Source organism: Streptomyces monomycini (assembly GCF_022271435.1).
Classification (GTDB): domain Bacteria; phylum Actinomycetota; class Actinomycetes; order Streptomycetales; family Streptomycetaceae; genus Streptomyces; species Streptomyces monomycini.
The window spans coordinates 44,405-68,720 of the sequence record NZ_JAFIQY010000012.1 but is presented as its reverse complement, the minus strand read 5'-3'; the positions used below and the strand labels follow the sequence as shown (position 1 = coordinate 68,720).

Sequence of the window (24,316 nt, the reverse complement as noted above, 5' to 3'; positions counted from 1 at the left end):
CCCTTTGTCCCGCACGGACTGGTGGCGTACCGCTGCCATCTACCAGGTGTACGTCCGCTCCTTCGCCGACGGGAACGGCGACGGCACCGGCGATCTGGCCGGGGTCCGCGCCCGGCTGCCGTACCTGGCGGAACTCGGCGTGGACGCCCTGTGGTTCACCCCTTGGTACCTCTCGCCCCTCGCCGACGGCGGCTACGACGTCACCGACTACCGCACCGTCGACCCGGCCTTCGGCACCCTCGCCGAGGCGGAGAAACTGCTGGCCGAGGCGCACGGGCTGGGGCTGCGCACCATCGTGGACATCGTGCCGAACCATGTCTCGGACCAGCACCCGTGGTTCAAGGCGGCGCTCGCCGCCGGCCCCGGATCGCCGGAACAGGACCGGTTCCACTTCCGGCCGCCCTCCCCCGGGCCGCCGAACGACTGGGTGAGCGAGTTCGGCGGCGTGCCCTGGTCGCGCACGGAGCACGGGCAGTGGTACCTGCACCTGTTCAGCCCCGAGCAGCCGGACCTCGACTGGAGCCACCCGGAGGTGCGCCGCGAGCACGAGGACGTGCTGCGGTTCTGGTTCGAGCGCGGCGCGGACGGTGTACGCATCGACTCCGCCGCGCTGCTCGCCAAGGCCGACGGCCTGCCCGACATACCCCGCGACGGCGGCCCGCACCCCTTCCACGACCGGCCGGAGCTGCACGGCATCTACCGCTCCTGGCGGCGGCTGGCCGACGAGCACGGCGCCGTGCTGATCGGGGAGATCTGGCTGCCCGACGCCGAGCGGTTCGCCCGCTACCTGCGCCCCGACGAGCTGCACACCGCCTTCAACTTCGACTTCCTGGCCCGCCCCTGGGACGCGGCCGAACTGCGCGCGTCCATCGACCTCACGCTGGCCGCGCACGCCCCCGTCGGCGCTCCCGCCACCTGGGTGCTGGCCAACCATGACGTGACCCGTACGGTCACCCGTTACGGACGGGCCGAGGACACCGGATTCGCCTTCGAACGCAAACGCTTCGGAGTCCCCACCGACCTCGCCCTCGGCACCCGCAGGGCACGCGCCGCCGCGCTGCTCACCCTGGCCCTGCCCGGTTCCGTCTACCTCTATCAGGGCGAGGAGCTGGGCCTGCCGGAGGCCGAGATCCCGCGTGAGCTGATCCAGGACCCGATGTACGCGCGCTCGGGCGGAGCTGCCCCGGGCCGGGACGGCTGCCGGGTGCCGCTGCCCTGGCACGCGGACGGCGACGGACCGTCCTGGCTGCCCCGCCCCGACGGCTGGGAACGGTACGCCGCCGACCGCCAGAACGCCGACCCGGACTCGATGCTCTCGCTGTACCGCACCGCGCTGCGGCTGCGCGGCGCCTTCCGGGACGCGGGCCCGCTGCGCTGGCTGCCCACGGACGCGCCGCAGGCGCTCTCCTTCGCACGCGACGTGCCGGGCGGCGGCAGCGTGCTGTGCGTGGTCAATCTCGGTACGGCCGACCTGGCGCCGCCCCCGCACTCCGAACTTCTGCTGGCTTCCGCCCCGCTGACACCAGTGGGCGCGCTGCCGCAGGACACGGCGGTCTGGCTACGGGCCTGACCCGGGCCGACCGCCGCCCTCTCCCCACAGAAGGGAAAGTCATGGGCTCCACGCAACGCACCACCCCACTGCGCAGAAGGGCCTGGCGGCCAGTCCTGGCCGCCGTGCTCAGCACCGGCCTGCTGGCGACCAGCTGGCAGGCATTCTCCGCCGAAGCCGCAGCAGCCGCGCCCAGACCGGCCGACTCCGGCGCCGGCCCCCTGACGGCGCGTCTCAGCGGCGACGGGGCAGCCCGCGCCCAGGACGGCGACCCGGACACCTACGCGAAGGGCAGCGCCGCCCGCTGGATACAGGCCGACCTCGGCGCGACCCGCCGCCTGGACCGGGTCAAGCTCACGCTGCCCGGCAAGGCCCAGCAGGTCCAGCTCCAAGGTTCCGTCAACGGCCGCGACTTCGTCGAGCTGTCCGACTCCAAGGCCCGCCAGGGCGACGTCACCCTGCGCCTGGACGGCGCGCCGATGCGGTACGTCCGGGTGGCCGGAGCGCAGCGGGTCGGCGAACTCGCCCTGTTCCCCACGGCGTCGGGTGACACGGCGCCCCCCGAGGCACCTCGGAACGTACGGCTGGACGGCGCGACGCTGCGCTGGGCGCAGACCCCCGGTGCGACCGGCTACGACGTGTATGCCGACGGCCGGCTGCGTGCCGGGCTGCCCGCGACGGCGACGCACTGGGAGGACACCACCGCGCCCGGCGGCACGACGCACCGGACCGTCTACAGCGTGCGGGCCCGGGACACGGCAGGCGACCAGTCACCTGACGGGCGTACGGCCACCCGGACCGTCGCGGCGGGCAAGGGCTCGGCCCGCGCGGCTTTCACCCCGTCGCCCGCGAAGCCCGCACCGCAGCCCCGGCGCGCCGGGGCCGGAGCCACGACCGGCGCGACCATGCCGTACACCACTGTCGAGGCGGAGTCCGGCAGCGTCGGCGGCGGCGCGCAGGTGGTCGGCCCGAACCGCAGGATCGGCGACCTGGCGGGCGAGGCATCGGGACGCAAGGCCGTGACCCTCAAGCAGACCGGCCAGTACGTGGAGTTCACCACCCCGGTGGAGACCAACACCCTGGTCACCCGCTTCTCCATTCCGGACGCTCCCGGCGGCGGCGGAACGAACGCGAAGCTCAACGTCTACGTGAACGGCCAGAAGGCCAAGCCCTTCGACCTGACGTCGAAATACGCCTGGCTGTACGGTCCGGAGGCGGCCCCGGTGAACGACCCGGGCGCGGGCCCGGCCCGGCACATCTACGACGAGGCGCATCTCGACCTCGGCCGCACCGTGCCGGCGGGCAGCAGGATCCGGCTCCAGAAGGACGCCGACAACCCCTCCTCGTACGCGGTCGACTTCGTCGACTTCGAGAAGGTGGCCGCGGCGCCCAACCCGGACCGGCAGGCGTTCGTGGAACCGGCCGGTTTCGGCCACCAGGACGTGCAGAACGCGCTGGACCGGGCCCGGATGGACACCACCGGCCGGATCAAGGGCGTCTATCTGCCGCCGGGCGACTACCAGACGTCGAGCAAGTTCCAGGTCTACCTCAAGCCGGTGAAGGTGATCGGCGCCGGGCCGTGGTTCACCCGCTTCCACGCCCCGGCCGGCCAGCAGAACACCGACGTGGGCTTCCGCGCCGCCGACGGCGCCGGCGGCTCGACGTTCGCCGGCTTCGCGTACTTCGGCAACTACACCTCGCGCATCGACGGCCCCGGCAAGGTCTTCGACTTCCAGAACATCTCCGGCATCACCATCGAGAACATCTGGGCCGAGCACATGGTCTGCCTCTACTGGGGCGCCAACACCGACCGGATGACGATCCGGAACAACCGCATCCGCAACACCTTCGCCGACGGTCTGAACATGACCAACGGCTCCAGCGACAACCTGGTGACCAACAACGAGGCACGGGCCACCGGTGACGACTCCTTCGCGCTGTTCTCCGCGCTCGACTCGGGCGGCGGCGAACAGACACACAACGTCTACGAGAACCTCACCTCCAAGCTCACCTGGCGGGCCGCCGGCCTGGCCGTGTACGGCGGGCAGCTCAACACCTTCCGCAACATCCGCGTCGTGGACACCCTGGTCTACGCCGGCGTGACCGTCTCCTCGCTGGACTTCGGCATCCCGATGAACGGCTTCGGCCCCGGGCAGACCACGTTCGAGAACCTCGGCATCGAGCGCGCGGGCGGCCACTTCTGGAACGGCCAGACCTTCCCCGGCATCTGGCTCTACTCGGCGTCGAAGCCCTTCCGGGCGATCCGGGTGAAGGGCGCCACGATCACCGACCCGACGTACCACGGCATCATGTTCCAGACGAACTACGTCGGCCAGCAGCCGCAGAACCCGGTCCAGGACACCGAACTCTCCGACGTGACCGTCTCCGGGGCGAAGAAGAGCGGTGACGAGTACAACGACCGGTCCGGCTTCGGCATCTGGGCCAACGAAGCGGCCGGCGGCCCGGCCGTGGGCCAGGCGTCCTTCCACCGTCTGACGCTCCGCGACAACGCGCAGAACATCCGCAACACCACTTCCACCTTCAAGATCAACGTGGACTGACACCGGCGAGCGGGGCGGGCGGCCGGGCGCCGGCGGTCCGTCCCCCGGCAGGGTGACGGCGAATCCTGCACTGACCTGGAGAAATAATACGCTGATTCGATCTCCACCCTAAATAGGGTGAACACCTGCCGTTCTTCGCGACAAACGGCGCCGCATCGGGTTGATTGGTTGTCGGCGGCCCACCAGCCGTGGTGGCGGGCACCGGGTGTCCCCGCCAGGCCGCCTGTCCTTTTTTCTCAATGTACGAGGAGTAACCTTCCATGTCGCGTGCCATCAAGACTGCCGTCGCCGCCGCGGGAACCTGCGCCATCATCCTGGGCGGCGCGAGCCTCGCGACTGCCGACTCCGGGGCCCAGGGCGCGGCGCTGAACTCGCCCGGCGTGATCTCCGGCAACACCGTGCAGGTTCCGGTCCACGTGCCGGTCAACGCCTGTGGCAACACCATCAACGTCATCGGCCTGCTCAACCCGGCCTTCGGCAACACCTGCGTCAACGACTGACGTTGACCACCTGACGCGCCACCACCCCCGGGCGGACCGGCGTGCGATGCCCGGTGCGGGACGGCTGTACGGCTGTCCCGCACCTTCGTCGTGTGCGCGTCCCCCTTGTGCGTCTCGCGGGCCCGTACGGTCACCCGCCGCCGGCGTCGCGCGGCAGGCGCAGCCGCCCGGCGACCACGTCACGGGCCACATCCGTGATGGGACGGTCACTGGCGAAGGCATGGGCGCGCAGCCGCGCCAGGGCGCTGGCCAGGGGCACCCTGAGGTGGACGCTGAGGATTCCGGTGGCCTGGTGGACTTCCGTACGGTGCAGGTCCGAAGGGCGCAGTACCCGCGTACGGGCGTGCCGGCCGCCGAGCAGGAACAGGGTCAGCGCGTCCGCGAGCGTCAGCGCGTCGGCGGCGCTCTCCGGTGCGATCCGGTGGGGCGTGCGCCGGTGGCAGGTCAGAGCGCCGACGTGTAGCGCACCGAGCCGCAGGGGGAAGGCGAAGACCGCCCGGATGCCCAGTTCCCGTGCTTGTGCGGCGAACATCGGCCACCGGGAGCCGCAGGAACGGGACAGGTCGGCGACCAGACACAGGGCACCGTCGCGGGCCGCGTCCAGCCCAGGCCCCTCGCCCAGGGTGAACTGGAGATCGTCCAGACAGGCCCCGTCCGGGTCGCTGTGCCACAGCAGTTGGGAGCCGTCGAAGTAGAGCGAGACCGCCGTGCCGTCCACGTCCAGCAGCGCGGCGCACTGGGCGCACCACAGACGGGACGGTCCCGGTCCACCGGGTCGCAGTTTCTCGATCAGGCTCGCGACGGTCTGTCCCGACATGCTTCCCCCACCCACCGCAGCGGACCGGCCTGGGCCGCCGCCTGCCGCTGTCACGCCAATGTATGACAGTCCCGGGCCGGCGGGTGCACCGAACGCGGTCTCACGGCCCCGCGTCCGCGCGTCGGAGACCGGGGAAGGCGGCGGGGGCCGCCCAGCCGCGCAGTACGGCGTCAACCGTCGACCGGAACGCGGTCTCGGCCACGTCGCCTTCGAGGGCGCCGGCGAGTTCGAGGGTCACGAGTCCGTGGAGGGCGACCCACAGCGAGACGGCGATCCGAGTGGTGTCGCCCGCGAGGACACTATCCGCCACGGCGCGGTCGATCGCCGCGACCAGCGGCCGCACCGGGTCACGGTCGCCGACCCGGGCCGACGGGACGAAGGACTGCGCGCCACCGAACAACACCGAGTACAGGTGGCGGTGCCGGCGTCCCCAATGGCGATAGGCCACGGCCAGCGCGTACAGGTCGTCCAAGGCGGCCTCCGAGCCAGGAACGGCCGTCAGGTCCTGGAACAGACCGGCGACCGCCTGGTCGCGCACCTCGCGGACCAGCCCGTCCTTCCCCTGGAACAACGTGTAGACCGCCGCCGTCGACGTGCCGGCGGCAGCGGCCAGCGCGCGGACCGTGACCGACTCCTGGGGGCGGGTGGCGAACATCTCGGTCGCGCAGGCCACCAGCCGTTCCCGGACAGCGGCGTCGTTCGTTCTGGGCCTTCCCATGAGGGACACCTTACCCGTCCTGCTAACATCGTTTCAAAACAGCGTTTCAAAAGTGGGGAGAGAACACCGTGCCGCCCTCCGTCCGCCGCCCCTTACGCTTCCTCGGCCTCCTGCTCGTATCCACCGCCGCCACGACGGGGCTGACCGCCTTCTTCCTCGCGCTCGTCATCGCCACCGACGGCGCGGGCTCGGGATTCCCCGCATGGTCCGCGACGGTGGGGGCCGCCATCGTCGCGGCGCTCTGGCGGGGCCGCCGCCGCTCCTGGCGGGGACGGCTGCTCCCCTTCCTGCCGGTGCTCGTCGCGGCGGCCCTGACGCTGTCGGTGTGCGTCCCCACCGTCCCCACGACACGCCGCCATCCGCCCGCCCTGCCATTCGTGACCACCGAGCACTGGCGCCTGCCCACCGGCAGCCGGGTCGCGGTCTACCACTATCCGCCCACCGGCAGCGGCCCCCGGCACCGCGCGCCGCTCGTCTACCTCAACGGCGGTCCGGTGCGCGGCATTTCGGTGCTGGACCACCACTTCCTGCAGCGGCTCGCGGGGCAGGGCCACGACGTGTACGCCTACGAGCAGGCCGGTGGCGGACGCAGCGACCTGCTGCCCATGGACCAGTACTCGATCACCCGGTCCGTCCACGATCTCGGCGCCTTCGTCGGCGAACTCGGCAAGCTCGGCAAGGGCCGCGCCGACGTGCTGGGCTTCTCCTCGGGCGCGGTCGTGCTCACCCGCGCGCTGGCCGATCCGGCCGTCGCCGCCCGCCTGCGCCGGGCGGTCATCGCCGAGCCGGGCCCGATGGACGGCCCCACCGCCCGGATCGCGGGGCGGCAGGGCCGGCCGTCGGCCCGCGACATCGCGCCGGCCATGACCGGGCCGCGCTCCACCCACGTCCCGCGGTACGCGGTCACCTTCGGTCTCCTGCGGCTGGGTCTCCTGAGCCCCGGCAACGGGCTGACGGGCCAGGCGGAGGGCGACAACGCCTTCACCGCCGCCGATCTGGGCAGCGACACCGCGTCCGCCTACTGCGCGCGGGACGCGCACCGCATCCCGGTCGAGGACACGGCGCGGAACTTCTCCTTCAGCGCCGCGGCCAGCCTCCGCGTCCAGCGGACGATCGAGGACTCCCCTTCCCTCACCCCCCGGCTGAGGCACTCCCGGACCCCCGCGATGCTGATGATCGCCGAATGCTCCTCCCAGGTCCGGCAGTGGGAGACCGCGGTCCTCGCGGCCGACCCCGCCGTCCGGCGCACCCAGTACATGCCCGGCGTCGGCCACCACATGTGGAACGGTCTGGACGACAACGACCGACGGGCCGCAGCCGTCATCACCGCGTTCCTCCAGGACAAGCCCGCACCCCTGCCCGACTACCCGGCCCGGGCCGACATCCCGGCCTTCCTCCGTGACCACAAGTAGACGGACAGGCGCCCGTTCCGATCCCTGTCCTCAGGTCTGCTGCCCGGAAGCGGCGAACGCGCGGATCATCTCCTCGATGTCGTGCAGGCCCAGCACATGGTCCACGGCACCGGCCTCCAGCGTGGCCCGGGGCATGCCGGGATAGTCGGCGGTCTCCGGGTCCTGGACCACGACGGTGCCGCCGCCGTCCTTGACGGCCCGGGCCCCCACCGCGCCGTCGCGCCCGGTGCCGCTGAGCACGAAGGCCCAGGCCCGGTCCCGGTACGTCTCGGCGACCGAGGTGAACAGCCGGTCCGCGGCGGGCCTGACCCGGTTCACCCGTTCGGTGTCCGACAGGGCCAGGGTGTTGCCGGGCCCGATGAGCAGATGCCGGTCGGGAGGCGCCAGGTAGACCCGCCCGGCCGCGGCCCGCTCGCCGTCCCGGGCCATGCTGATCGGCACCCGCGTACGCCGCTGGAGGACCGTGTCGAGCAGCGTACGGTGACGCGGGCTCAGGTGCTGTACGACCAGGGTCGGCACCGGCGGCCCCGCGGTGAAGGAGCCGAACAGCTCCAGCAGCGCGAACACGCCTCCGGCCGAGGCGGCGATGGCCACCATGGCACAACTCTCGTCGATGCACCGTGCCGCTGCCATGCGGCGAGCCTAACGGCGGACGGTCACGGCGACATCCCGCACATCCCGTTTCACTTCCCCGGCGGGGGCAGCAGCGTCGGATTCACGCCGTCGAGTATCTGCTGGGCCCGGTGCTCGATGTGGTCCCGGTATGCCGGGTGGGCCAGGACGTGGAAGCGTTGCTCGCGTCTCAGTCGAGCGTGCGGCGTACGCACTCGGTGACCACGCCCCGCAGGCTGCCCGTGCTGCGCAGCAGCTCCCGTTGCACACGGGCGCCGTTACCCGTCTTCAGCAGGGTGGCCAGCGCCTCCTGTGCGTGCCTGAGGTCGCCGCTGTCCTCCAGGGCGTCGCGTACATGATCGAACAGGGCCCGTACGACGGCTTCGGCGGGGGCCGGCCGCATCGTGACGGGGTGGATGAGTTCGCCTTCCAGCCCCGAGCGGGCGGCTCGCCACGTGGCCAGGCGCAGCAGCGCGACGGTGTGGCGGCCGGGCGGGACGCCGTCGTGCCACTGGCGTACCGCCGTCTCCACGAGACCGCGTATCAAGGTGGCCAGCAGCACGGTGGTGGACGGGTCCAGGCACACATCGGCGACCCGGGTCTCGACGGTGGGGTACGTACGGGACAGGCGGGCGTCGAAGTAGACCATGCCCTCGTCCTTCAGCACACCGCTGGCGGTCATATCGCCGACCTGCTCGTGGTAGCGGTCGGCGGAGCCGAACACCTCGACCGGGCCGGCCGACGGCCAGCGTCCCCACACCCGGTTGCGGTAGCTGCTGTAGCGGCTGTCCTCGCCCTGCCAGAACGGCGAGTTCGCGCTCATCGCCAGGAGGACGGACAGCCAGGGCCGCATCCGGTCCAGTACGGCCACGCCTTCCTCGTCGGAGTCCACGGAGACGTGGATGTGGCAGCCGCACGTCAGCTGTTCCTGGGCGGTGAGGCCGAAGTGCTCCGCGAGCCACTGGTGGCGTTCGCCGCTGCCGATGGCCGGGCTCACCTCCAGCGGCGAGGTGGCCAGGGCGGCCACCGACGCCTGTACGCCCTCGGCGTGGCGTGCCGCCTCCGCCCGCCAGCGCCGTATCTCCTTGGCCAGGTCGCCCATGTCCGTCTGCGGCCGGGTGGCGAATTCCAGCTGCTGCCGGTGCAGCTCGCTCTCGAAGACGTCCTCGTTGCCCAGCGGGTCACGCGACGCTGCCGCGAGGACCGCCGCCGAGAGCGCCCGCGGCTCGCCGGTCCGCGCGTCCACCAGCAGCAGTTCCTCCTCCACACCCACACTGCGCACGTCGTCCACCCTTCCTCCGTCTTCGGAACCGCTCGCGTACCCCGGCCCCGGCCGCTCACGCCCGGTGACTTCCCGGAGCCCCGTGAACCGGCCGGGGCCCCGGCGCCGGACAGCCTACGGCCGGGGCCCTGCGGCCACGGCGTACGCGGGCGGGGGCGTACCCGGACGGCGGCGCGCCGGACGGGCGGCGTGCCCGGGTCAGGCCGACCGTGCGGCCGCCAGCCCGTCGGTGGCCGGCAGGTCCTCGCCGTAGGCGTCCCGCAGCCAGGTGTTGCGGTAGACGGTGTCGAGGTAGCGCTCGCCGAGGTCCGGGGCGATGGCGACGGCGGTGAGGCGGTGCGGGTGGTGGCGGCCGAGCCAGGCGGTGGCGCCGCTGACGACGGTGCCGGTGGAACCGCCGAAGAGGAAGCCGCGGCCGGCCAGCCGGTGACAGGTGCGGATGGTCTCCGTCTCCTCCACCCGGACCACCTCGTCCACGTAGGAGGTGTCGAGCAGGTGCGGTGGCACGCTGGTGCCCAGGCCGGGGATCATCCGGCGGCCCGGGGCGCCCCCGAAGGACACCGAGCCGACGCTGTCCACCGCGACGACGTGCACCGGGCGGTGCCAGGTGCGGAAGTAGCGGGCACAGCCCATGAGGGTCCCGGTGGTGCCGGCGCCGACGAACAGGACGTCCAGGCGTGGGAACTGGCGGGCGATGGCCGGTGCGGTACTGCGGTAGTGCGCCTTCCAGTTGTCGGGGCTGGTGAACTGGTTGAGCCAGACGTAGCGGTCGTCCGAGGCGGTCAGGTCGCGTACGTAGGCGATACGCGCGCCGAGGAAGCCCTGGCCGGCGTCCGGCTCGGTGATGACATGGACCTGGCTGCCCAGCGCCTCCATCATCCGCCGGGCCGACAGGTTGCAGCGGGCGTCCGTCACGCACAGGAAGCCGTAGCCCTTGCTCGCCGCGATGATGCTCAGCGCCACGCCCAGATTCCCGGACGAGGATTCGACCAGGGTGGCCCCCGGTGTGAGCACCCCGTCGCGTTCCGCGGCCGCCACCATCTCCGTGGCGGCCTTCAGTTTGATCGAACCGGCGAAGTTGAAGCCCTCGCACTTCAGGTAGAGCGGATGCCCGAACGTCGCCCGCAGGTCGACGTAGAGGTCCTCCTCGTTGAAATCCAACGGCAAGGATATGACTGGCACTTTGTCCCCCCTCGTTCTGCAATGCACGCAGTCGTTCATCCGGGCCGGCGCGGCCGGTTGTCCTGTACCGGCACCGCGTTCACCCGTACCGGCGTAATGCGTGGAAGAAATCGTCGATGAGGTGCAGGGCCCCGGCGCGGGCCACTTCGTCGTGGACGAAGGCGCCGACGGCCAGATCGAGCACGCCCAGGCCGAAGGGCGAGAAGACCACCGTCCGGTCCGCGGGCACGCTCACCCGGCCGGCCAGGACGTCCGCCAGCGTCCCGGTGACGAAGCGGCGGTCGCCGGTGAGCTGTTCGGCGAGGTGGGGTGAGGTGCCGGCGCGCAGACAGTGGTCGGCGTCGTCGACGAAGTTGGCCGCGTCGAGCAGGATTCCGGGGGCCAGGTCGCGCAGTGACACGTGCAGCACCAGCGGGTGGTGCGCGAACCACGAGAGGTCGCCGACGTGCGGCCGGGCGGCGACGGTGGCGAAGACGACGAGATCGCTGGTGCGGATCAGCTGCCCCGGGTCGGTGTGCACAGTGACCCGGCCGGCGCCGGCCGAAGGCTCTTCCCGACCCGTCACGGCCGCCGATTCCAGGTACGTGCAGAAGCCCGCCGCGCTGTCGGCGGACACGTCGTACACCCCGACCGCGTCGAACTGCCAGCCGGTGGCGGCCAGGAAGGTGTGGATGTAGCGGGCGATCAGGCCGGTGCCGAAGAAGCCGACGCGGCACGGGCGCGGACGGCCGCGGCTGAGCCGGTCGGCCGCCGCGGCCGCGGACGCCGCCGTCCTGGTGGCGCTGATGATCGAACTCTCCAGGCAGGCGTACGGGTACCCGGTGGCAGGGTCGTTGAGGATCAGCACGGCCGAGGCCCTGGGCAGGCCGGCGGCCACGTTCCGCGGGAAGCTGGAGATCCACTTGAGGCCGTCCACCGGTGTGGGCCCGCCGATCGAGGCGGGCAGCGCGATGATGCGGGAGTCCGGCCGGTCGGGGAGGTCCAGGAAGTACGACGGCGGATCGACCGTGTCACCGGCGCCGTGCAGCCGGTACGCGGTTTCGACCAGCTGGACGATCTGCCGTTCGCGGCCGCGCAGGGCCTCCTGCACCTGGGCGCCGGAGATCACCGCGAAGGACGGCGCGGTGTGCGGCGCCCGCGGTCCGGCCGCCGTCCCGGCGGGGCGGGTGGACGTCATGACGCGATCGCCTCCGTCCCGGACGCGCGGGCGGTCAGGTGCACCGCGTCGGTCATCGCCACGAGCACGTCGCGCGGCCCTTCGTAGGCCTCCCTGCTGTGGGCCGTACGGATGTTGTCGACGATCATCAGGTCACCGGGCTGCCACGGCTCGCGCGCGGTGTGGGCCGCGTAGACGGTGTTGAGCAGGTGCACGACGTCCTCGCCGATCGGGTCGCCGCCGCCGTAGCGCGTGTCGAACGGCAGCGCGTCGGCGCCGTACATGTCGGTGAGGTATGCGCGCACCTCCGGGTCCATCGTCCAGGCGTTGAGGAAGGCGATCTGGTTGAACCAGCAGCGGTGGCCGGTGACGGGGTGACGCAGCACGGCGCCGCGCCGCTGGCGGGTGCGCAGGCCGCCGTCGGGCTGCCAGGCGAAGTCGATGGCGTGGCCACGGCAGTAGCGTTCGACGGCACGGCGGTCGTCGGTGCCGAAGGCCTCGGTCAGGGAGGCTCCGACCTCGTCGTTGTAGCTCCTGGTGAGCAGCCAGCCCTCCCGCTCGAAGCGTCCGGCCAGCTCGGCGGGGAGCGCGTCGAGGACGGCGGACGCGTCGGCGACGGCGGTGGCGCCGCCGCTGCCCGGTGCGGTCAGGCAGGCGAAGAGCAGCAGGCCGGGGGCCGTGAGGGTGTAGCTGAGTTCGTGGTGCATGCACATCGGCTGGTAGGGCGGCCACTTCGCGGAGGAGTACACGCCCTCGGCGTACTCCTGTCGCGGGGCGAAGGCCTCACGTTCCGTGAGCAGGCCGGTGGCCAGGTGCCGGAAGACGGCGCCGGCCTGGTCGGCGTCGTGCAGCCCGAGGCCGCGTACCAGGACCGCGCCGTGCTCGACGGCGAGGGTGCGCAGGGTGTCCCGGTATCCGGCGGCCCAGCTCGCCGCGTCGCCGGTGGGTTCGGCGAGGAGGACCGGGGGCGTGCCGGGGAGCAGGTTCAGGTCGAGTGGCGGGGTGGCGGGCGAGTGCGGCATGGCAGGCTCTTTCGGTCGAGTTCGGTCTAGTTCGGTCGAGTTCGGGTGCGGGTGGCGGTCCGCGGGAAGGGTCCGGGGCCTTCAGGAGGGCGCGAGGAGTTCGGCGGCGCGCAGTACGGCACGCGCCGTGTCGGCCGGCCGGGTGCGCGGGAAGCAGGGGCCGCCGGTCGTCAGGACGTACAGGTCGACGTGTGCGGCCAGCGGGCTCCAGTCCCGGTAGCGGTGCCGGAAGCGCGCGGTGCGCGGGTCGTCGGCGGCGACGACCGCGGTGACCGGTGTGGACAGCCGGGCGGTGGGCGGGGTGGCCAGGGCGTGGGCGAGATAGTGGTGAGCCCGTTCGTCGGCGGCATCGCGCTCGTCGTGGCCGTCACCGGGCAACTGCGCTCCGATGAACAGCCGCCGGGCCGCCGTACCGCGCTCCTCCAGTTGCCTGGCCGCCTCCACGGCGTACGCGGCTCCCGAGGAGTGTCCCCACAGCAGCGGTCCGGTCAGGCCGAGGCGGACGATGTCGGCGACGATCTCCGCGACGACTTCCGCGACGGCCTGCGCCGATGCCGTGGGCGGGCCGCCCGGTGCGGTCGTGTCGAGGGCGGGCAGTCCGACTCCGTAGACCGCCCGCCCGCTGTCGCGCAGCGCGTCGGCCAGCGGCTGGAAGGCCGCCGCGTCGGCGTCCGCCCAGGGGAAGCACACCAGGGCACCGTCGTGCGCGCCGTCCGGTGCCGTCAGCGGCCGCAGCAGCTCCGTGCCCGGCGGCCGGGACCTGCCGTCGAGCACGTCCGCCAGGTCGGCGAGGACGGGGTGCCGGGTGACGTCCTTGAGGGAGACCGCGCGGTCCAGGAGGATCGCCAGCTTCACCGCGGCCAGCGAGGTGCCGCCCCGGTCGAAGAAGTGGTCCCGGCGGCCGATGCGGGTCTGCGGGACGCCGAGCACCGTGGCCCACGCGGTGGCGAGCCGCCGCTCGGCCGGTGTCCGCGGCGCGACGTGCCGGCCGCCCGCGTCGTCGAGTTCGGCGGCGAGCGCCGCGAGGGCCTTGCGGTCGGTCTTGCTGTTGGCGGTCAGCGGCAACGGGCCGTCGTGCCGGTGGAAGGCCGAGGGCACCATGTACGCGGGCAGCGACTGTTCCAGCCGGCTGCGCAGCAGGTCGGCCGCGAGGGCCCGCCGACCGCGGTAGAAGGCCACCAGGCGTGCGCCCTGGCCTGCGCGTTCGGTGACGATCACGGCGCCGTCGCGGACACCGGGCACGCGCAGCAGGGCGTTCTCCACCTCGCCGGTCTCGATACGGAAGCCGCGGACCTTGACCTGGGCGTCGCGGCGCCCGAGGTAGTCCAGTTTCCCGTCGGGCCGCCAGCGTCCGAAGTCGCCTCCCTGGTAGAGGCGTTGTCCGGGCCGGTGCGGGTCGGTGCCGAAGCAGGCGCGGGTGCGTTCGGGGTCGTTGACGTAGCCGCGGCCGACGCAGACGCCGGAGAAGACGATCGCGCCGGGGGCGCCGAGCGGGACCGGTGCGAGATGCTCGTCGACGACGTACACCCGTACGTTGGCGACGGGCGGGCCGAGCGGGACCCGTGCCCCGCCCGGTGCGCGGCGCATCACCTCGTGGTTGGTGTCGTCCGAGGTCTCGGTCAGCCCGTAGGCGTTGACCAGGGCGGTGCCGGGCCGGGCGGCGAACCAGCGCTGCGCCGGTTCCGGCTTCAGCGCCTCACCGGTCACGGAGACGTACCGCAGGTCGGGCAGGGCGCGGGGGTGCTGCTCCAGGAAGGACAGCACGGCTTCCAGGTACGACGGTACGACCTGGAGGACGTTCACCCGGCCCTCGGCGATCCGGTCGACGAACCGGGGGACGTCCAGGACCGCGTCCTGTTCGACCAGGAGCGTCCGGCCGCCGACGAGGAGCGCGGCGATCAGCTGCCACAGCGAGATGTCGAAGCACTGGGGCGCGGTCTGGGCGACCACCTGTCCCGGGCCGATCTCCAGGTCGTCGATCTTCGCGAAGAGGTGGTTGAGCAGGCCCGCGTGCTCGCACATCGCGCCCTTGGGCTCGCCGGTGGAGCCGGAGGTGAAGTAGATGTAGGCGAGCTGTCCGGCGGTCACCGTACTGCCCAGGTCGCCCTCGGCGTGCTGTTCCGCGTACGCCGTGTCGACGGTCAGGCACCGCACCTCGGGCAGCTCCTTCAGGGCCTGGTCGAGGGTGCCGGTGCTGCCGTGCTCGGTCAGCACGAGGGAGCAGCCGGCCCGGGTGAGGGTGGTGGCGACACGGTCGGCGGGGAAGTGCGGCTCGATCGGCAGGTAGACGCCGCCCGCCTTGAGGACGGCGAGGACGGCGGCCGTCCAGTCGAGGTTCCGCTCGGTGACCACCGCGACGACTCCTTCGCGGCGCAGCCCGCGGGCCAGCAAGGCCCGGCCGAGCTGGTTGGCACGGGCGTTGAGCTGCGCGTACGTCCAGCTGCGGTCGCCGTGGACGGCCGCGACGGCGTCGGGCCGGGCCGCCACCTGCTGTTCGAAGAGTTCGTGCGCGCGGTGGTCGGGCAGATCCCTGCGGGGGCCCGCGAGGCCTTCCAGCTGGTGGTGGAGTTCGTCGGCGGAGAGCAGGCTCTGCCGGGTGTGGTCGGCGTGCGGGTCGGCGGCGATCAGTGCGAGGGCGGTGAGGTGGTATCCGGCGATCCTGGCGGCGCACTCGGTGTCGAGCGCGTCGGTGCGATGGCGCAGCCGCAAGGTGAGGCGGCCGTGACACCGGGCGACGCCGGCCGACAGGACGACGCCCTCGGGGAGCCCGTCACCGGTGTCGTGCGGATCGAAGACCGCCTCGGACAGCAGCGCCTGCCGGTCCGGATGGCGCGCCGGCTCGCCGGGCCGGACGTCCTGGTGCGCCAGCAGCCGTGACTCGGCACGGCGGGTGTGCAGCACCAGGGCCCGCCACGAGCCGGGGGCGGCTGTCAGCCGGCAGGGCAGCGGCCGGCCGCCCGGCGCCGCGGCGTACCCGGTCGTGACCTCCTGGTCGCCGGTCAGCGCGGCGAGCACCTTGGCGTGTGCCGCCAGCAGTACGGTCCGGAGCGGCACCGCCAGTTCGTCCGCGACGCCTTCCAGGGCCGTGACGAGACCGGCCGGGACCGCCGCCCGGTACTCGGCCAGTCCGGGGACGGGACGGTGTGCCCACCGGGGAACGGCGGTGAAGCCGCCGCCGTCGAACACGCCGCGCCAGAACGCGCGGCCGGCTTCCTCCGCTGTCTTCGCCATCGGTCTTCCTCCGCTCTCAGTCCGTACGCTCGGGGTGGTGCGGGGCCTGCGAACCGCTCCGTGGGGCGGGGGCGGGCAGCTCCCTGGCCGGTGTCTCCCTTACGGGCAGCTCCCCTGCGGGCATCTCCCGTGCGGGGTTGCCACCCCATCGCGCGTGCCGGGGCACCTCCTCGCCCTTCATGAGGAAGGAGTCGGGTGCGAGCGCCGCGCCGTCGCCCACCGTGACGCCGTAGTGGACCAGGGCCCGGGTGCCGAGGGTGCAGCCGCTGCCGATGACGATGCGCTCGGACTTGAAGGTGCCGTCCTCCTGCGAGTGGCACTGGACGACGCTGCCCGCGTTGAGGGTGCAGTGGTCCCCGATCGTGACGAGGGAACGTTCGGGCATGCCGCAGCCGTCGTCGTACAGCCGCCGTCCGAGCCGTACGCCGAGCGCCCGCCAGACCAGGCTCTTGAACGGGGTGCCGTTCAAGAAACGCGACGGCATGGCGTGCAGCTTCCAGAAACGTTCGTGCCGCCAGAAGTACGGCGTGTAGATCGAGCAGTAGCGCGGCGTCAGACGCCGGAACCCGGTGACGGCCCGCTCGACGCACACCGAGTACGTGAGCGAGAAGAGCAGCGCGAGGACGGAGGCCGCCGCGATCGCCGCGGCGCCGAGCGTGTGGTACCGGTCGGCGGCGGCCCAGGCGAGCAGGGTCAGGACGTACACCTGCCCCCACCGGGCCAGCAGGTACAGGCCCATCGTCCGGAGGTTGAAGGCGTTCTTGGCGGCCAGGTGGCGCCGGAGCGCGTCACCTTCCCGCAGATGGTCGAAGGCGGCGTCGCGCTCGACGGAGCGCGGGATCTCGAAGCAGGGCGAACCGAGGAGGCCCACGCCTTCCCGTACGGGCCCGTCGAGGGGTACCGCGACCTTCGTCGCGAGCAGGCAGTTCTCGCCCGTCCTGCCCCCTGGCGGGTAGCAGACGTCGTTGCCGAGGAAGTTGTGGGGGCCGATCGTGACACGGGAGAGCCGGAAGGAGGTCCGGGAGTACTCCGCGTTCATCAGGGACAGGCCGTCGGCGGCCATCGTGCCGCTGCCGACCGAACTGAGGTACGGGGACTCGTGCTTGACGTCCGTGCCGAAGTTGGACCCCGTCTGTTCGACACGGGACAGGTCGTAGCCGAGGCGGCCGAGGTAGGAGACGATGTAGGAGCTGTCGCCGAAGAGCGCCGTGAAGAACTTGACGTTGGTCATCCGCGCGATCGTGCGGTGCAGCGCATAGTGCCGGCCGTACATCCGGTAGACCCGGCCCGGTTCGATGGCGAGGTGGAGCAGCCGGGGCACGGTGACCACCACGAGCAGTCCGGCGGTCAGCGTGCCGAAGAAGAGCGCGGCCGAGGCCGCCAGTGCCTGACCGTAGAACGACCAGCCCGTGAAGGCCGGCGGCCCCGGGGCCAGGAGCGTCGCGAGGTACGGCACCGCGGCCAGCAGCATGCTCGCCCCGCCGATGGCCAGCGGCAGGTACACGAGCAGGGCGCTCAGCAGTTGCAGGATCGCGTAGGCCGCGCGCGGCGTGCTGCGGAAGGCCGCGTCGGGCATCCGGTGACCGGCCTCCGTACGCTGCGCGGGCGAGCCGTGCCAGTGCTCCCCGGCGGGCACGGCCTGGCCCGTGTGGAGGGCGGAGGCGTGGCCGAGCCGGGCCCCGTCGCCCAGCGACGTACCGATGTCCAGCACCGTCGCCTCACTGACCAGCACGTTCTGGCCGAGGACGACCGGACCGGTCCGGATCACCCCCGCGTCGGCCCGGTAGCAGGTGAAGTACGCGTCCTTGCGGACGACCGTGCCCGCTCCGACGGTCAGCAGGTCGGTGCAGACGGGCACGTGCTGGGACAGGATCGTGACGTCCCGTCCGATCTTCGCGCCCAGCGCCCTGAGGTAGCCGGCGTAGAGCGGTGAGCCGGTGAACAGGACCAGCGGATTCGCCTGCACGAGCGTCCTGACGGCCCAGAACCGGAAGTACGCCAGGCTCCAGACGCGTATCTCCCGCTGCGTCCACCGCCCGACCAGCACCCACTTGGCGAGGACCGGGAAGGCGCACAGGCCGAGGAAGACCGCGGCTCCGCAGAGGACCGCCCGTACGTAGATGCCGCCCGCGCCGGACGCGTCGGACATCCAGTCCCAGCAGCGGGCGGTGGCGACGGCGGCGAGGTAGGAGTAGCCGAGGAACGTCAGGAGTTGCAGGGTGCCGCAGAGGAGGTACGCGAGTGTGCCGACGGGAGGCGGGGGCGGTGGCGCGGACGCGGCCTGGGCCGGGGCAGGGGGCTGGGGTGCGGCGGAGGCGGCGGAGGCAGCGGCCGGAGACGGAGCCGAGGGCGGGGCCGGTGGCTGTCCTGGTGCGGTGCCGATGAGGGCCGCCGCCAGACCGGTGATCGTCGGGTACCGGTAGACGTCCCGCATCGACACCGACGGGAGACCGGCGCGTTTCCTGACCCGGGCACAGAAGTGGGCCATGACCAGCGAGTCGGCGCCCAGGTCGGTGAAGAAGTGGGCGTCGGGCGCGACGCGTTCGGCACGGAGGACGTCCGCCAGTACCGCGGCGAGGACGTCGGCGAGGGCGGCCGGTTCGGGCGGGACTGCTGGCGCGGACGGCGTTGCTGGTGCGGGCGGTCCGGCTGATCCGGGCGGAACTGCTGGTTCGGACGGTGCTGTCGGTTCGGACGGTCCGGCTGATCCGGGCGGTGCTGCTGCCGGTGGTGCCTCGACGGATTTTCCCACCACGTGAGCTCCTCGGGGTAGCGGAGTCACGGGCCCGGCGGACCGGGCCCCTCGTCGATGAGGCGTGAACGGGCGGGGAACACCGTGAAAATTCACGTAACACCCGGGAAAAGCCTCCCGGACCGGGCCGTCCGACGGAGGCCGTCCGCCGTAGGGGCAGTACGTCCGCGGCAGCCGTGCCGCCGCTCCAGCCCCTGCCTCACCGGTGGCGCCGCACAGCTCACCGGCCTCCGCCGGCCGGTCGACGCCCTGCACGACCCGCAGGTCAGAACCGTTACCGGCAGAACACCAAGCCGGTTTCGGTTGTTTCGCCGCCCGGCGCGAACCTATTCTCGCGAGCGGGGGGTGGCGCTTCGATGCGCCGCTGGGTTGGAGCGTCGAAGATGGTGTCGGCCGGAGGACCGAAGGAACTGCCCGCGCCGCTGACGACTTTCGTCGGCCGGCACCGCGAAGCCGCCGGAGTCCGCGCGCGCCTGGAACGGAACCGGCTGGTCACCCTGACCGGGGCCGGCGGGGCGGGCAAGAGCCGGCTCGCCATCGAGGTGGCCGCGAGTCTCACGTCCCACTACCGGGACGGAGCGCGTTTCGTGGAACTGGCGGGACTGAGCGAGCCGCTGCTGGTCACCCATGCCGTCGCGGCGGGGCTGGACGTCCAGGAACAGGCGGGCAGAACGCTGCCGGACGTCCTGGCGGAACGGCTCCGCGACAAGGTCATGCTGCTGGTGCTGGACTGCTGCGAACATCTCGTGGAAGCGGTCGCGCAGCTCGTGCTGCCGCTGCTGTCCGCCTGCCGGAACCTACGCGTCATGGCGACGAGCCGGGAACGTCTCGGCATCCCCGGTGAAGCCCTCTGGCCGGTCACCGGGCTCGCCACACCGCCCGCACAGGCCGCCGGGGCCGCCGTCCTGGAGTACGACGCGGTCCGGCTGTTCGCGGACCGGGCCGCGGCGGTCGAGCCGGGCTTCGCGGTCACCGAGGCGAACGCGGCGGCGGTGGCCGAGATCTGCCGGAAGCTGGACGGCCTGCCGCTGGCCATCGAACTGGCCGCGGCGCGGACCAACGCGCTCGACGCCGAGCAGCTCAGCCGCTGGCTCGACGACCGGTTCCGGCTGCTGGCCTGGGAGACCCGGGCCCCGCTGCGCCGCCACCGGACCCTGGACAGCGTCGTCGAATGGAGCTACGACCTGCTCAGCGAGCCCGAACGGAAGCTGTTCGAGCGGCTGTCGGTCTTCGCCGGCGCCGTCACCCTGGACGCCGTGGAGGCCGTCGCCACGGCGGACAGCGGCACCGCCTGTCCGGGCGACCTGCTCCTGCGGCTCGTCGACAAGTCGCTGGTGACGGTGGTCCCCCGGCACTCCCCCACCCGCTACCGGCTGCTGAAGACGCTGCGCGCCTACGGGCTCGCCCGGCTGCGGCAGCGGGGCGAGCTCGGCCCGCTGTCCGCGCAGCACGCCGCGTACTTCCACGACCTCGCCGAGCAGGCGTGGGAGCGGTTCCGGAGTCCGCACCAGGCGGTGTGGCTGGACCGGCTCAAGGCCGAGCACGACGATCTGCGTGCCGCCCTCGAATGGCTGCTGACCTCCAACGACATCGACGGCGCGGTCCGTATGGCCGGGGCCCTCGCGTCCTTCTGGGACGTTCAGGGGCGCTACGCCGAGGGACGCGTCTGGCTCGAACGGGCGCTGGCGGCCGACCGGAACGCCGCCGCCAAAGGCCGCGTACGGGCCCTGAACGGGCTGGGGCTGCTCGCCGTGATCCAGGGCGACCCGGAGCGCGCCTGGCTCTCCTGCTCCGAGGCCGAGCGCCTGTCACGGCGCGACGGCGACCTGCCGGGGCTGGTGTGTTCCTTGCAGTACGTCGGGTTCGGCGCGCTGCTGCTCGGGAACCCGGACGCCGCGGTGGAGACACTGAGCGAGTCGCTGACGGCCGCGCTGAAGACCGACGAGCCGTGGCTGGTGGGCTGGTCCTACCTGTTCCTGGCCATGGTGGAGGTCACCCGGAGCGACTTCGCGCAGGCGGAGCACCACGGCCGGACGGCGTTCCGCCTGCTGTGCGAGGCCGGGGAGCCGAAGAGCATCGCCTGGGCCGAACTCACCCTCGCCACCGCTTCGTGGGGCCTGGGTGACGTGCGCGACGCCCGTGCCCGTACGGGAGAGGCGCTGCGCCTGTTCCACCGGCTCGACGCTCCGTGGGGCCTCGCCGAGGTCTTCCAGATCACCGCCATGCTGGCCGTGTCCGACCAGCACTACGAGCAGGCCGCCGTGCTGTTCGGCGCGTCGGACACGGCCCGGAAGAAGTCCGGCGCCGCGCTGCTGTCGTTCCTCAAGGGCTGGCGGGCGGCCGGTATCGCCAAGGCCCGCAGGAAACTGGGCGACCGGCGCTTCGAGGAGGCACGCGACCACGGCCGGCAGTGGCCGCTCGCGACCGCCGTCCTGGTCACCGCGGCGGAACTCGGTACGGACCCGCCGCTCCCGTCCCCCGCGCCGGACGGACCGCGCGGCACCGGCGACACGCCGTCGGCAGCGCCGCACCAGGCGTCGCTGCGCAGGCGGGGGGACTACTGGGCGCTCGCCCACGACGGCCGCACCGTCCACCTCAAGCACACGGTGGGCCTGGGCTACCTGGCCCGGCTGCTCGCCGCGCCCGACCGGGAGTTCCCGGCACGCGAACTGGCCGCGGCCGACCGCGGTACGGCACGGGGCCGCCCGGCCGCGCCGGACGGGCCGGGGTCCCCGGAAACGGGCGACGCCGGGCCGGTCCTCGACGCCCGGGCGAAGGACGCCTACCGCAGGCGGCTGCGCGAGCTGGCCGAGGAACTGGACGAGGCGGAACGTTTCCACGACACCGGTCGGGCCGAACAGGCCCGTATCGAACTCGACGCTGTGACCGAGCAGCTCGCCGGTGCCGTCGGCCTCGGCGGCCGCGACCGCCGGGCGGCGTCCGACGGCGAGCGGGCCCGGCTGAGCGTCACCAAGGCCCTGAAAGCGGCGGTCAAACGCGTCTTCGCGCACGATCCCGTCCTCGGACAGCACCTGGAACGCAGCGTACGGACGGGCGCGTACTGCTCGTACGCGCCGGATCCCGCCACCCGGATCGTCTGGGAGGACGTCTCGCCTGGCTGAAAGACGCCTGCCGGCCAGGGAGCGGGTTCCTTCGCGGGCGTCCTGGTGGGACAGTCGGCGCCGCGATGTGCGCCGGAGGACCGTGCGGCGTCCCGCATCCGGAACGCCACGCCGTTTCCGGACATTCTCTGAATAACGGCGTGGCGATGTTGAGATAGGTGTACTCGGTCTGGGCGCGGGGTGCTGTGGTGCGGGTCGAGGAGCAGTCATGTATTGCAGCCGGTGTGGTGCTCAGGTAATTCAGGGACCGGATGGCGGGTGGTCGTGCAACTGTGGAGCGTCCGGATGACAGAGGGTGAATCAGGGCCGGGTGGCGTGGCCACCGGGGACGCGGCCGGGCGGCGGCCGGAGTACTTCACCACCGCCCCGTGTCCACGCTGCCAGACGGCCAACGACGGACTGAACGGCCGCTTCGCCTGCGACGCCTGCGGCCATGCGTACAGCTTCCACGAGTCGCCGTGACCGGTGGGCCGGTTCCGGCGCGCGCCGGAGAGAGCGCCCGTTGCGGCACGGCGGGCGCCGGGTAGGAGGTGGAGGTGGAACTCGTGGTGGTGTTACTGCTCGGGTCGGTACTCGTCGGCGGGCTCGTGCTCTTCGCCATAGAAGCCGGCGTACGGCGCACGCGGTCCATGGCCGCCCGCGACGATCAGGAGATCAGCGAGCTGCACCGGCGTTACGGTGACGGCCGGTGGTGACAGCCGGCCGTACCGGCCTGTGGTGACGGGCTGCGGTGACGGCCTGTGAGGACGGCCGACGGCGGCAGCGGGAGAGTGACCTGAGCGCCCTTCAGGGCCGGTCTCTGTCCTGCTGCCGCCTCGTGTCCGAACCGCCGGACCGGCCGGGTCCGCCGGTGGTCCGGTCCGGTTCAGCCGGGTGTCCGGATCAGCCGGTCACCGGCGCCGGGTAGGTCGGGTACTCCACCCCGGAGACGTGCTGGACGACGCGGATGACCTGGCAGGAGTAGCCGAACTCGTTGTCGTACCAGAGGTAGAGGATCGCGTTGTCGCCGTCGACCTTGGTGGCGCCGGCGTCGACGATCGAGGCGTGCCGCGAGCCGATGAAGTCGTTCGAGACCGCGTCGGGGGCGCTGGTGAAGTCGATCTGACGCCGCAGCGGCGAGGTCAGCGACACGTCCCGGAGGTGTTCGAGGACCTCCTCGCGGCTGGTCTCGCGCGCGAGCTGGAGGTTGAGGATCGCGATCGAGACGTCCGGCACCGGGACCCGGATCGAGCTGCCGGTGATCTTCGCCTGGAGGTCGGGCAGCGCCTTCGCGACGGCGGAGGCGGCACCGGTCTCGGTGATGACCATGTTGAGCGGCGCCGAGCGGCCGCGGCGGTCGGCCTTGTGGTAATTGTCCAGCAGGTTCTGGTCGTTGGTGAACGAGTGGACGGTCTCGACGTGACCGCGCAGCACCCCGTACTCGTCGTCCATCGCCTTCAGCGGCGGGACGATGGCGTTGGTGGTGCAGGACGCGCAGGACAGGATCTGCTCGTCCGGCTTGATCGTGTCGTGGTTGACGCCGTGCACGATGTTCGGGACGTCGCCCTTGCCCGGGGCGGTCAGGACGACCTTGTCGACGCCGGGGCGCAGGTGCTTCGAGAGCCCCTCGCGGTCGCGCCACTTGCCCGTGTTGTCGATGAGGATGGCGTCCTTGATGCCGTACGCCGTGTAGTCCACCTCCGACGGGTCGTCGGCGTAGATCACCTTGATCACGTTGCCGTTGGCGACGATGGTGCTGTTCGCCTCGTCGACGGTGATGGTGCCCTGGAACTGGCCGTGGATGGAGTCGCGGCGCAGCAGCGAGGCGCGCTTGACGAGATCCTCATCGGCCCGCCCACCGCCCCTGCGCACGACGACCGCGCGCAGCCGCAGGCCGTTGCCGGAGCCGGCCTTCTCGATGAGCAGCCGGGCGACGAGCCGGCCGATGCGGCCGAAGCCGTAGAGGACGACGTCGCGCCCCTCCCGGCGTTCGATCTTGTCGGCGCCCAGGGCGCCCGCGACGGCCTCGGCGGTGAACTCCGCCACCGACAGGCCGCGCTCGTCGGCCTTGTACGTCTCGGCGAGCCGGCCGATGTCGATCTGGGAGGGACCGAGGTCGAGAGCGGTGAGGGCCTCAAGGAACGGGAACGTCTCGGTGATCGAGAGTTCCTCGCCGGCTATCTGGCGCGCGAATCGGTGCGTCTTCAGGATGCTGACCACCGACTTGTTCACCAGGGAGCGGCTGTGGAGCAGGACCGTGACGTCCCGTTCCCGGTGCAGCTTCCCGATGATCGGGATCATCGACTCCGCGATCTCCTCGCGGTTCTTCCAGTTTGTGAACGAGTCCTCGTTGACAGTCACAGGTCCATCTTTCGAGCTAGGCGGTGCTCAGATGCTAACCCCACCGCTCTTTCGTTGTGC

At 72.3% G+C, this 24,316-nt stretch carries 17 protein-coding genes; 7 read left to right on the top strand and 10 right to left on the bottom strand.

What is annotated here, in order from left to right; translation table 11 throughout:
- Positions 1-4 precede the first annotated feature (4 nt).
- The 3 genes from JXZ78_RS16525 (at position 5) to JXZ78_RS16515 (ending at position 4,610) form a co-directional block, all read left to right on the top strand.
- A complete protein-coding gene (locus JXZ78_RS16525) occupies positions 5-1,570 on the top strand; it encodes a glycoside hydrolase family 13 protein (RefSeq protein ID WP_030019151.1) in 1,566 nt (521 codons plus the stop codon).
- 41 nt (positions 1,571-1,611) lie between these two features.
- Positions 1,612-4,110: a discoidin domain-containing protein gene (locus tag JXZ78_RS16520; protein ID WP_030019150.1), complete on the top strand. Its 2,499-nt coding sequence runs from the start codon at positions 1,612-1,614 to the stop codon at positions 4,108-4,110.
- 260 nt (positions 4,111-4,370) lie between these two features.
- A complete protein-coding gene (locus JXZ78_RS16515) occupies positions 4,371-4,610 on the top strand; it encodes a chaplin (protein ID WP_030019149.1) in 240 nt (79 codons plus the stop codon).
- Between the two features lie 130 nt (positions 4,611-4,740).
- Here JXZ78_RS16515 and JXZ78_RS16510 read toward each other — a convergent pair whose 3' ends face one another.
- Entirely contained in the window at positions 4,741-5,427 is a 687-nt protein-coding gene (locus JXZ78_RS16510; RefSeq protein ID WP_238783165.1) for an ANTAR domain-containing protein, read from the bottom strand.
- A gap of 100 nt (positions 5,428-5,527) precedes the next feature.
- Entirely contained in the window at positions 5,528-6,145 is a 618-nt protein-coding gene (locus JXZ78_RS16505) for a TetR/AcrR family transcriptional regulator (protein WP_030019146.1), read from the bottom strand.
- A gap of 68 nt (positions 6,146-6,213) precedes the next feature.
- Here JXZ78_RS16505 and JXZ78_RS16500 point away from each other — a divergent pair, with 68 nt between their 5' ends.
- Positions 6,214-7,557 (top strand): alpha/beta hydrolase, encoded by a 1,344-nt coding sequence (locus JXZ78_RS16500; RefSeq protein ID WP_030019145.1) that lies wholly within the window; start codon positions 6,214-6,216, stop codon positions 7,555-7,557.
- 30 nt (positions 7,558-7,587) lie between these two features.
- Here JXZ78_RS16500 and JXZ78_RS16495 read toward each other — a convergent pair whose 3' ends face one another.
- The 7 genes from JXZ78_RS16495 to JXZ78_RS16465 all read right to left on the bottom strand — a co-directional run bounded on the left by JXZ78_RS16495 (position 7,588) and on the right by JXZ78_RS16465 (position 18,794).
- Positions 7,588-8,190: a chemotaxis protein CheB gene (locus JXZ78_RS16495; protein WP_030019144.1), complete on the bottom strand. Its 603-nt coding sequence runs from the start codon at positions 8,188-8,190 to the stop codon at positions 7,588-7,590.
- Between the two features lie 169 nt (positions 8,191-8,359).
- Positions 8,360-9,451, bottom strand: a complete 1,092-nt coding sequence (locus JXZ78_RS16490) for a glutamate--cysteine ligase 2 (protein ID WP_030019143.1) — start codon at positions 9,449-9,451, stop codon at positions 8,360-8,362.
- A 198-nt stretch (positions 9,452-9,649) separates the two neighbouring features.
- On the bottom strand, positions 9,650-10,633 hold the full coding sequence (gene sbnA, locus JXZ78_RS16485; RefSeq protein WP_030019142.1) for a 2,3-diaminopropionate biosynthesis protein SbnA: 984 nt from the start codon (positions 10,631-10,633) through the stop codon (positions 9,650-9,652).
- Between the two features lie 79 nt (positions 10,634-10,712).
- Entirely contained in the window at positions 10,713-11,810 is a 1,098-nt protein-coding gene (gene sbnB, locus JXZ78_RS16480) for a 2,3-diaminopropionate biosynthesis protein SbnB (protein WP_030019141.1), read from the bottom strand.
- Entirely contained in the window at positions 11,807-12,811 is a 1,005-nt protein-coding gene (locus JXZ78_RS16475) for a TauD/TfdA family dioxygenase (protein ID WP_030019140.1), read from the bottom strand. Before JXZ78_RS16475 ends, sbnB begins: the two co-directional genes overlap by 4 nt.
- An 81-nt stretch (positions 12,812-12,892) precedes the next feature.
- Complete coding sequence (locus JXZ78_RS16470; RefSeq protein WP_030019139.1) at positions 12,893-16,042, bottom strand: non-ribosomal peptide synthetase; 3,150 nt, start codon at positions 16,040-16,042, stop codon at positions 12,893-12,895.
- Between the two features lie 16 nt (positions 16,043-16,058).
- Positions 16,059-18,794, bottom strand: a complete 2,736-nt coding sequence (locus JXZ78_RS16465) for a Pls/PosA family non-ribosomal peptide synthetase (protein WP_078624112.1) — start codon at positions 18,792-18,794, stop codon at positions 16,059-16,061.
- A 356-nt stretch (positions 18,795-19,150) separates the two neighbouring features.
- On the opposite strand from JXZ78_RS16465, the gene JXZ78_RS16460 reads away from it, so the two are divergent.
- The 3 genes from JXZ78_RS16460 to JXZ78_RS16450 all read left to right on the top strand — a co-directional run bounded on the left by JXZ78_RS16460 (position 19,151) and on the right by JXZ78_RS16450 (position 22,611).
- Positions 19,151-21,916: an ATP-binding protein gene (locus tag JXZ78_RS16460; protein ID WP_238783164.1), complete on the top strand. Its 2,766-nt coding sequence runs from the start codon at positions 19,151-19,153 to the stop codon at positions 21,914-21,916.
- Between the two features lie 285 nt (positions 21,917-22,201).
- Complete coding sequence (locus JXZ78_RS16455) at positions 22,202-22,378, top strand: hypothetical protein (RefSeq protein ID WP_157851516.1); 177 nt, start codon at positions 22,202-22,204, stop codon at positions 22,376-22,378.
- 74 nt (positions 22,379-22,452) lie between these two features.
- Positions 22,453-22,611, top strand: coding sequence for a hypothetical protein (locus JXZ78_RS16450; RefSeq protein WP_157851515.1), 159 nt, complete (start codon positions 22,453-22,455; stop codon positions 22,609-22,611).
- Positions 22,612-22,798: 187 nt separating this feature from the next.
- Here the strand turns inward: JXZ78_RS16450 and JXZ78_RS16445 are convergent, their stop codons facing one another.
- Positions 22,799-24,256, bottom strand: a complete 1,458-nt coding sequence (locus JXZ78_RS16445; RefSeq protein WP_238783163.1) for a glyceraldehyde-3-phosphate dehydrogenase — start codon at positions 24,254-24,256, stop codon at positions 22,799-22,801.
- Between the last annotated feature and the right edge of the window lie 60 nt (positions 24,257-24,316).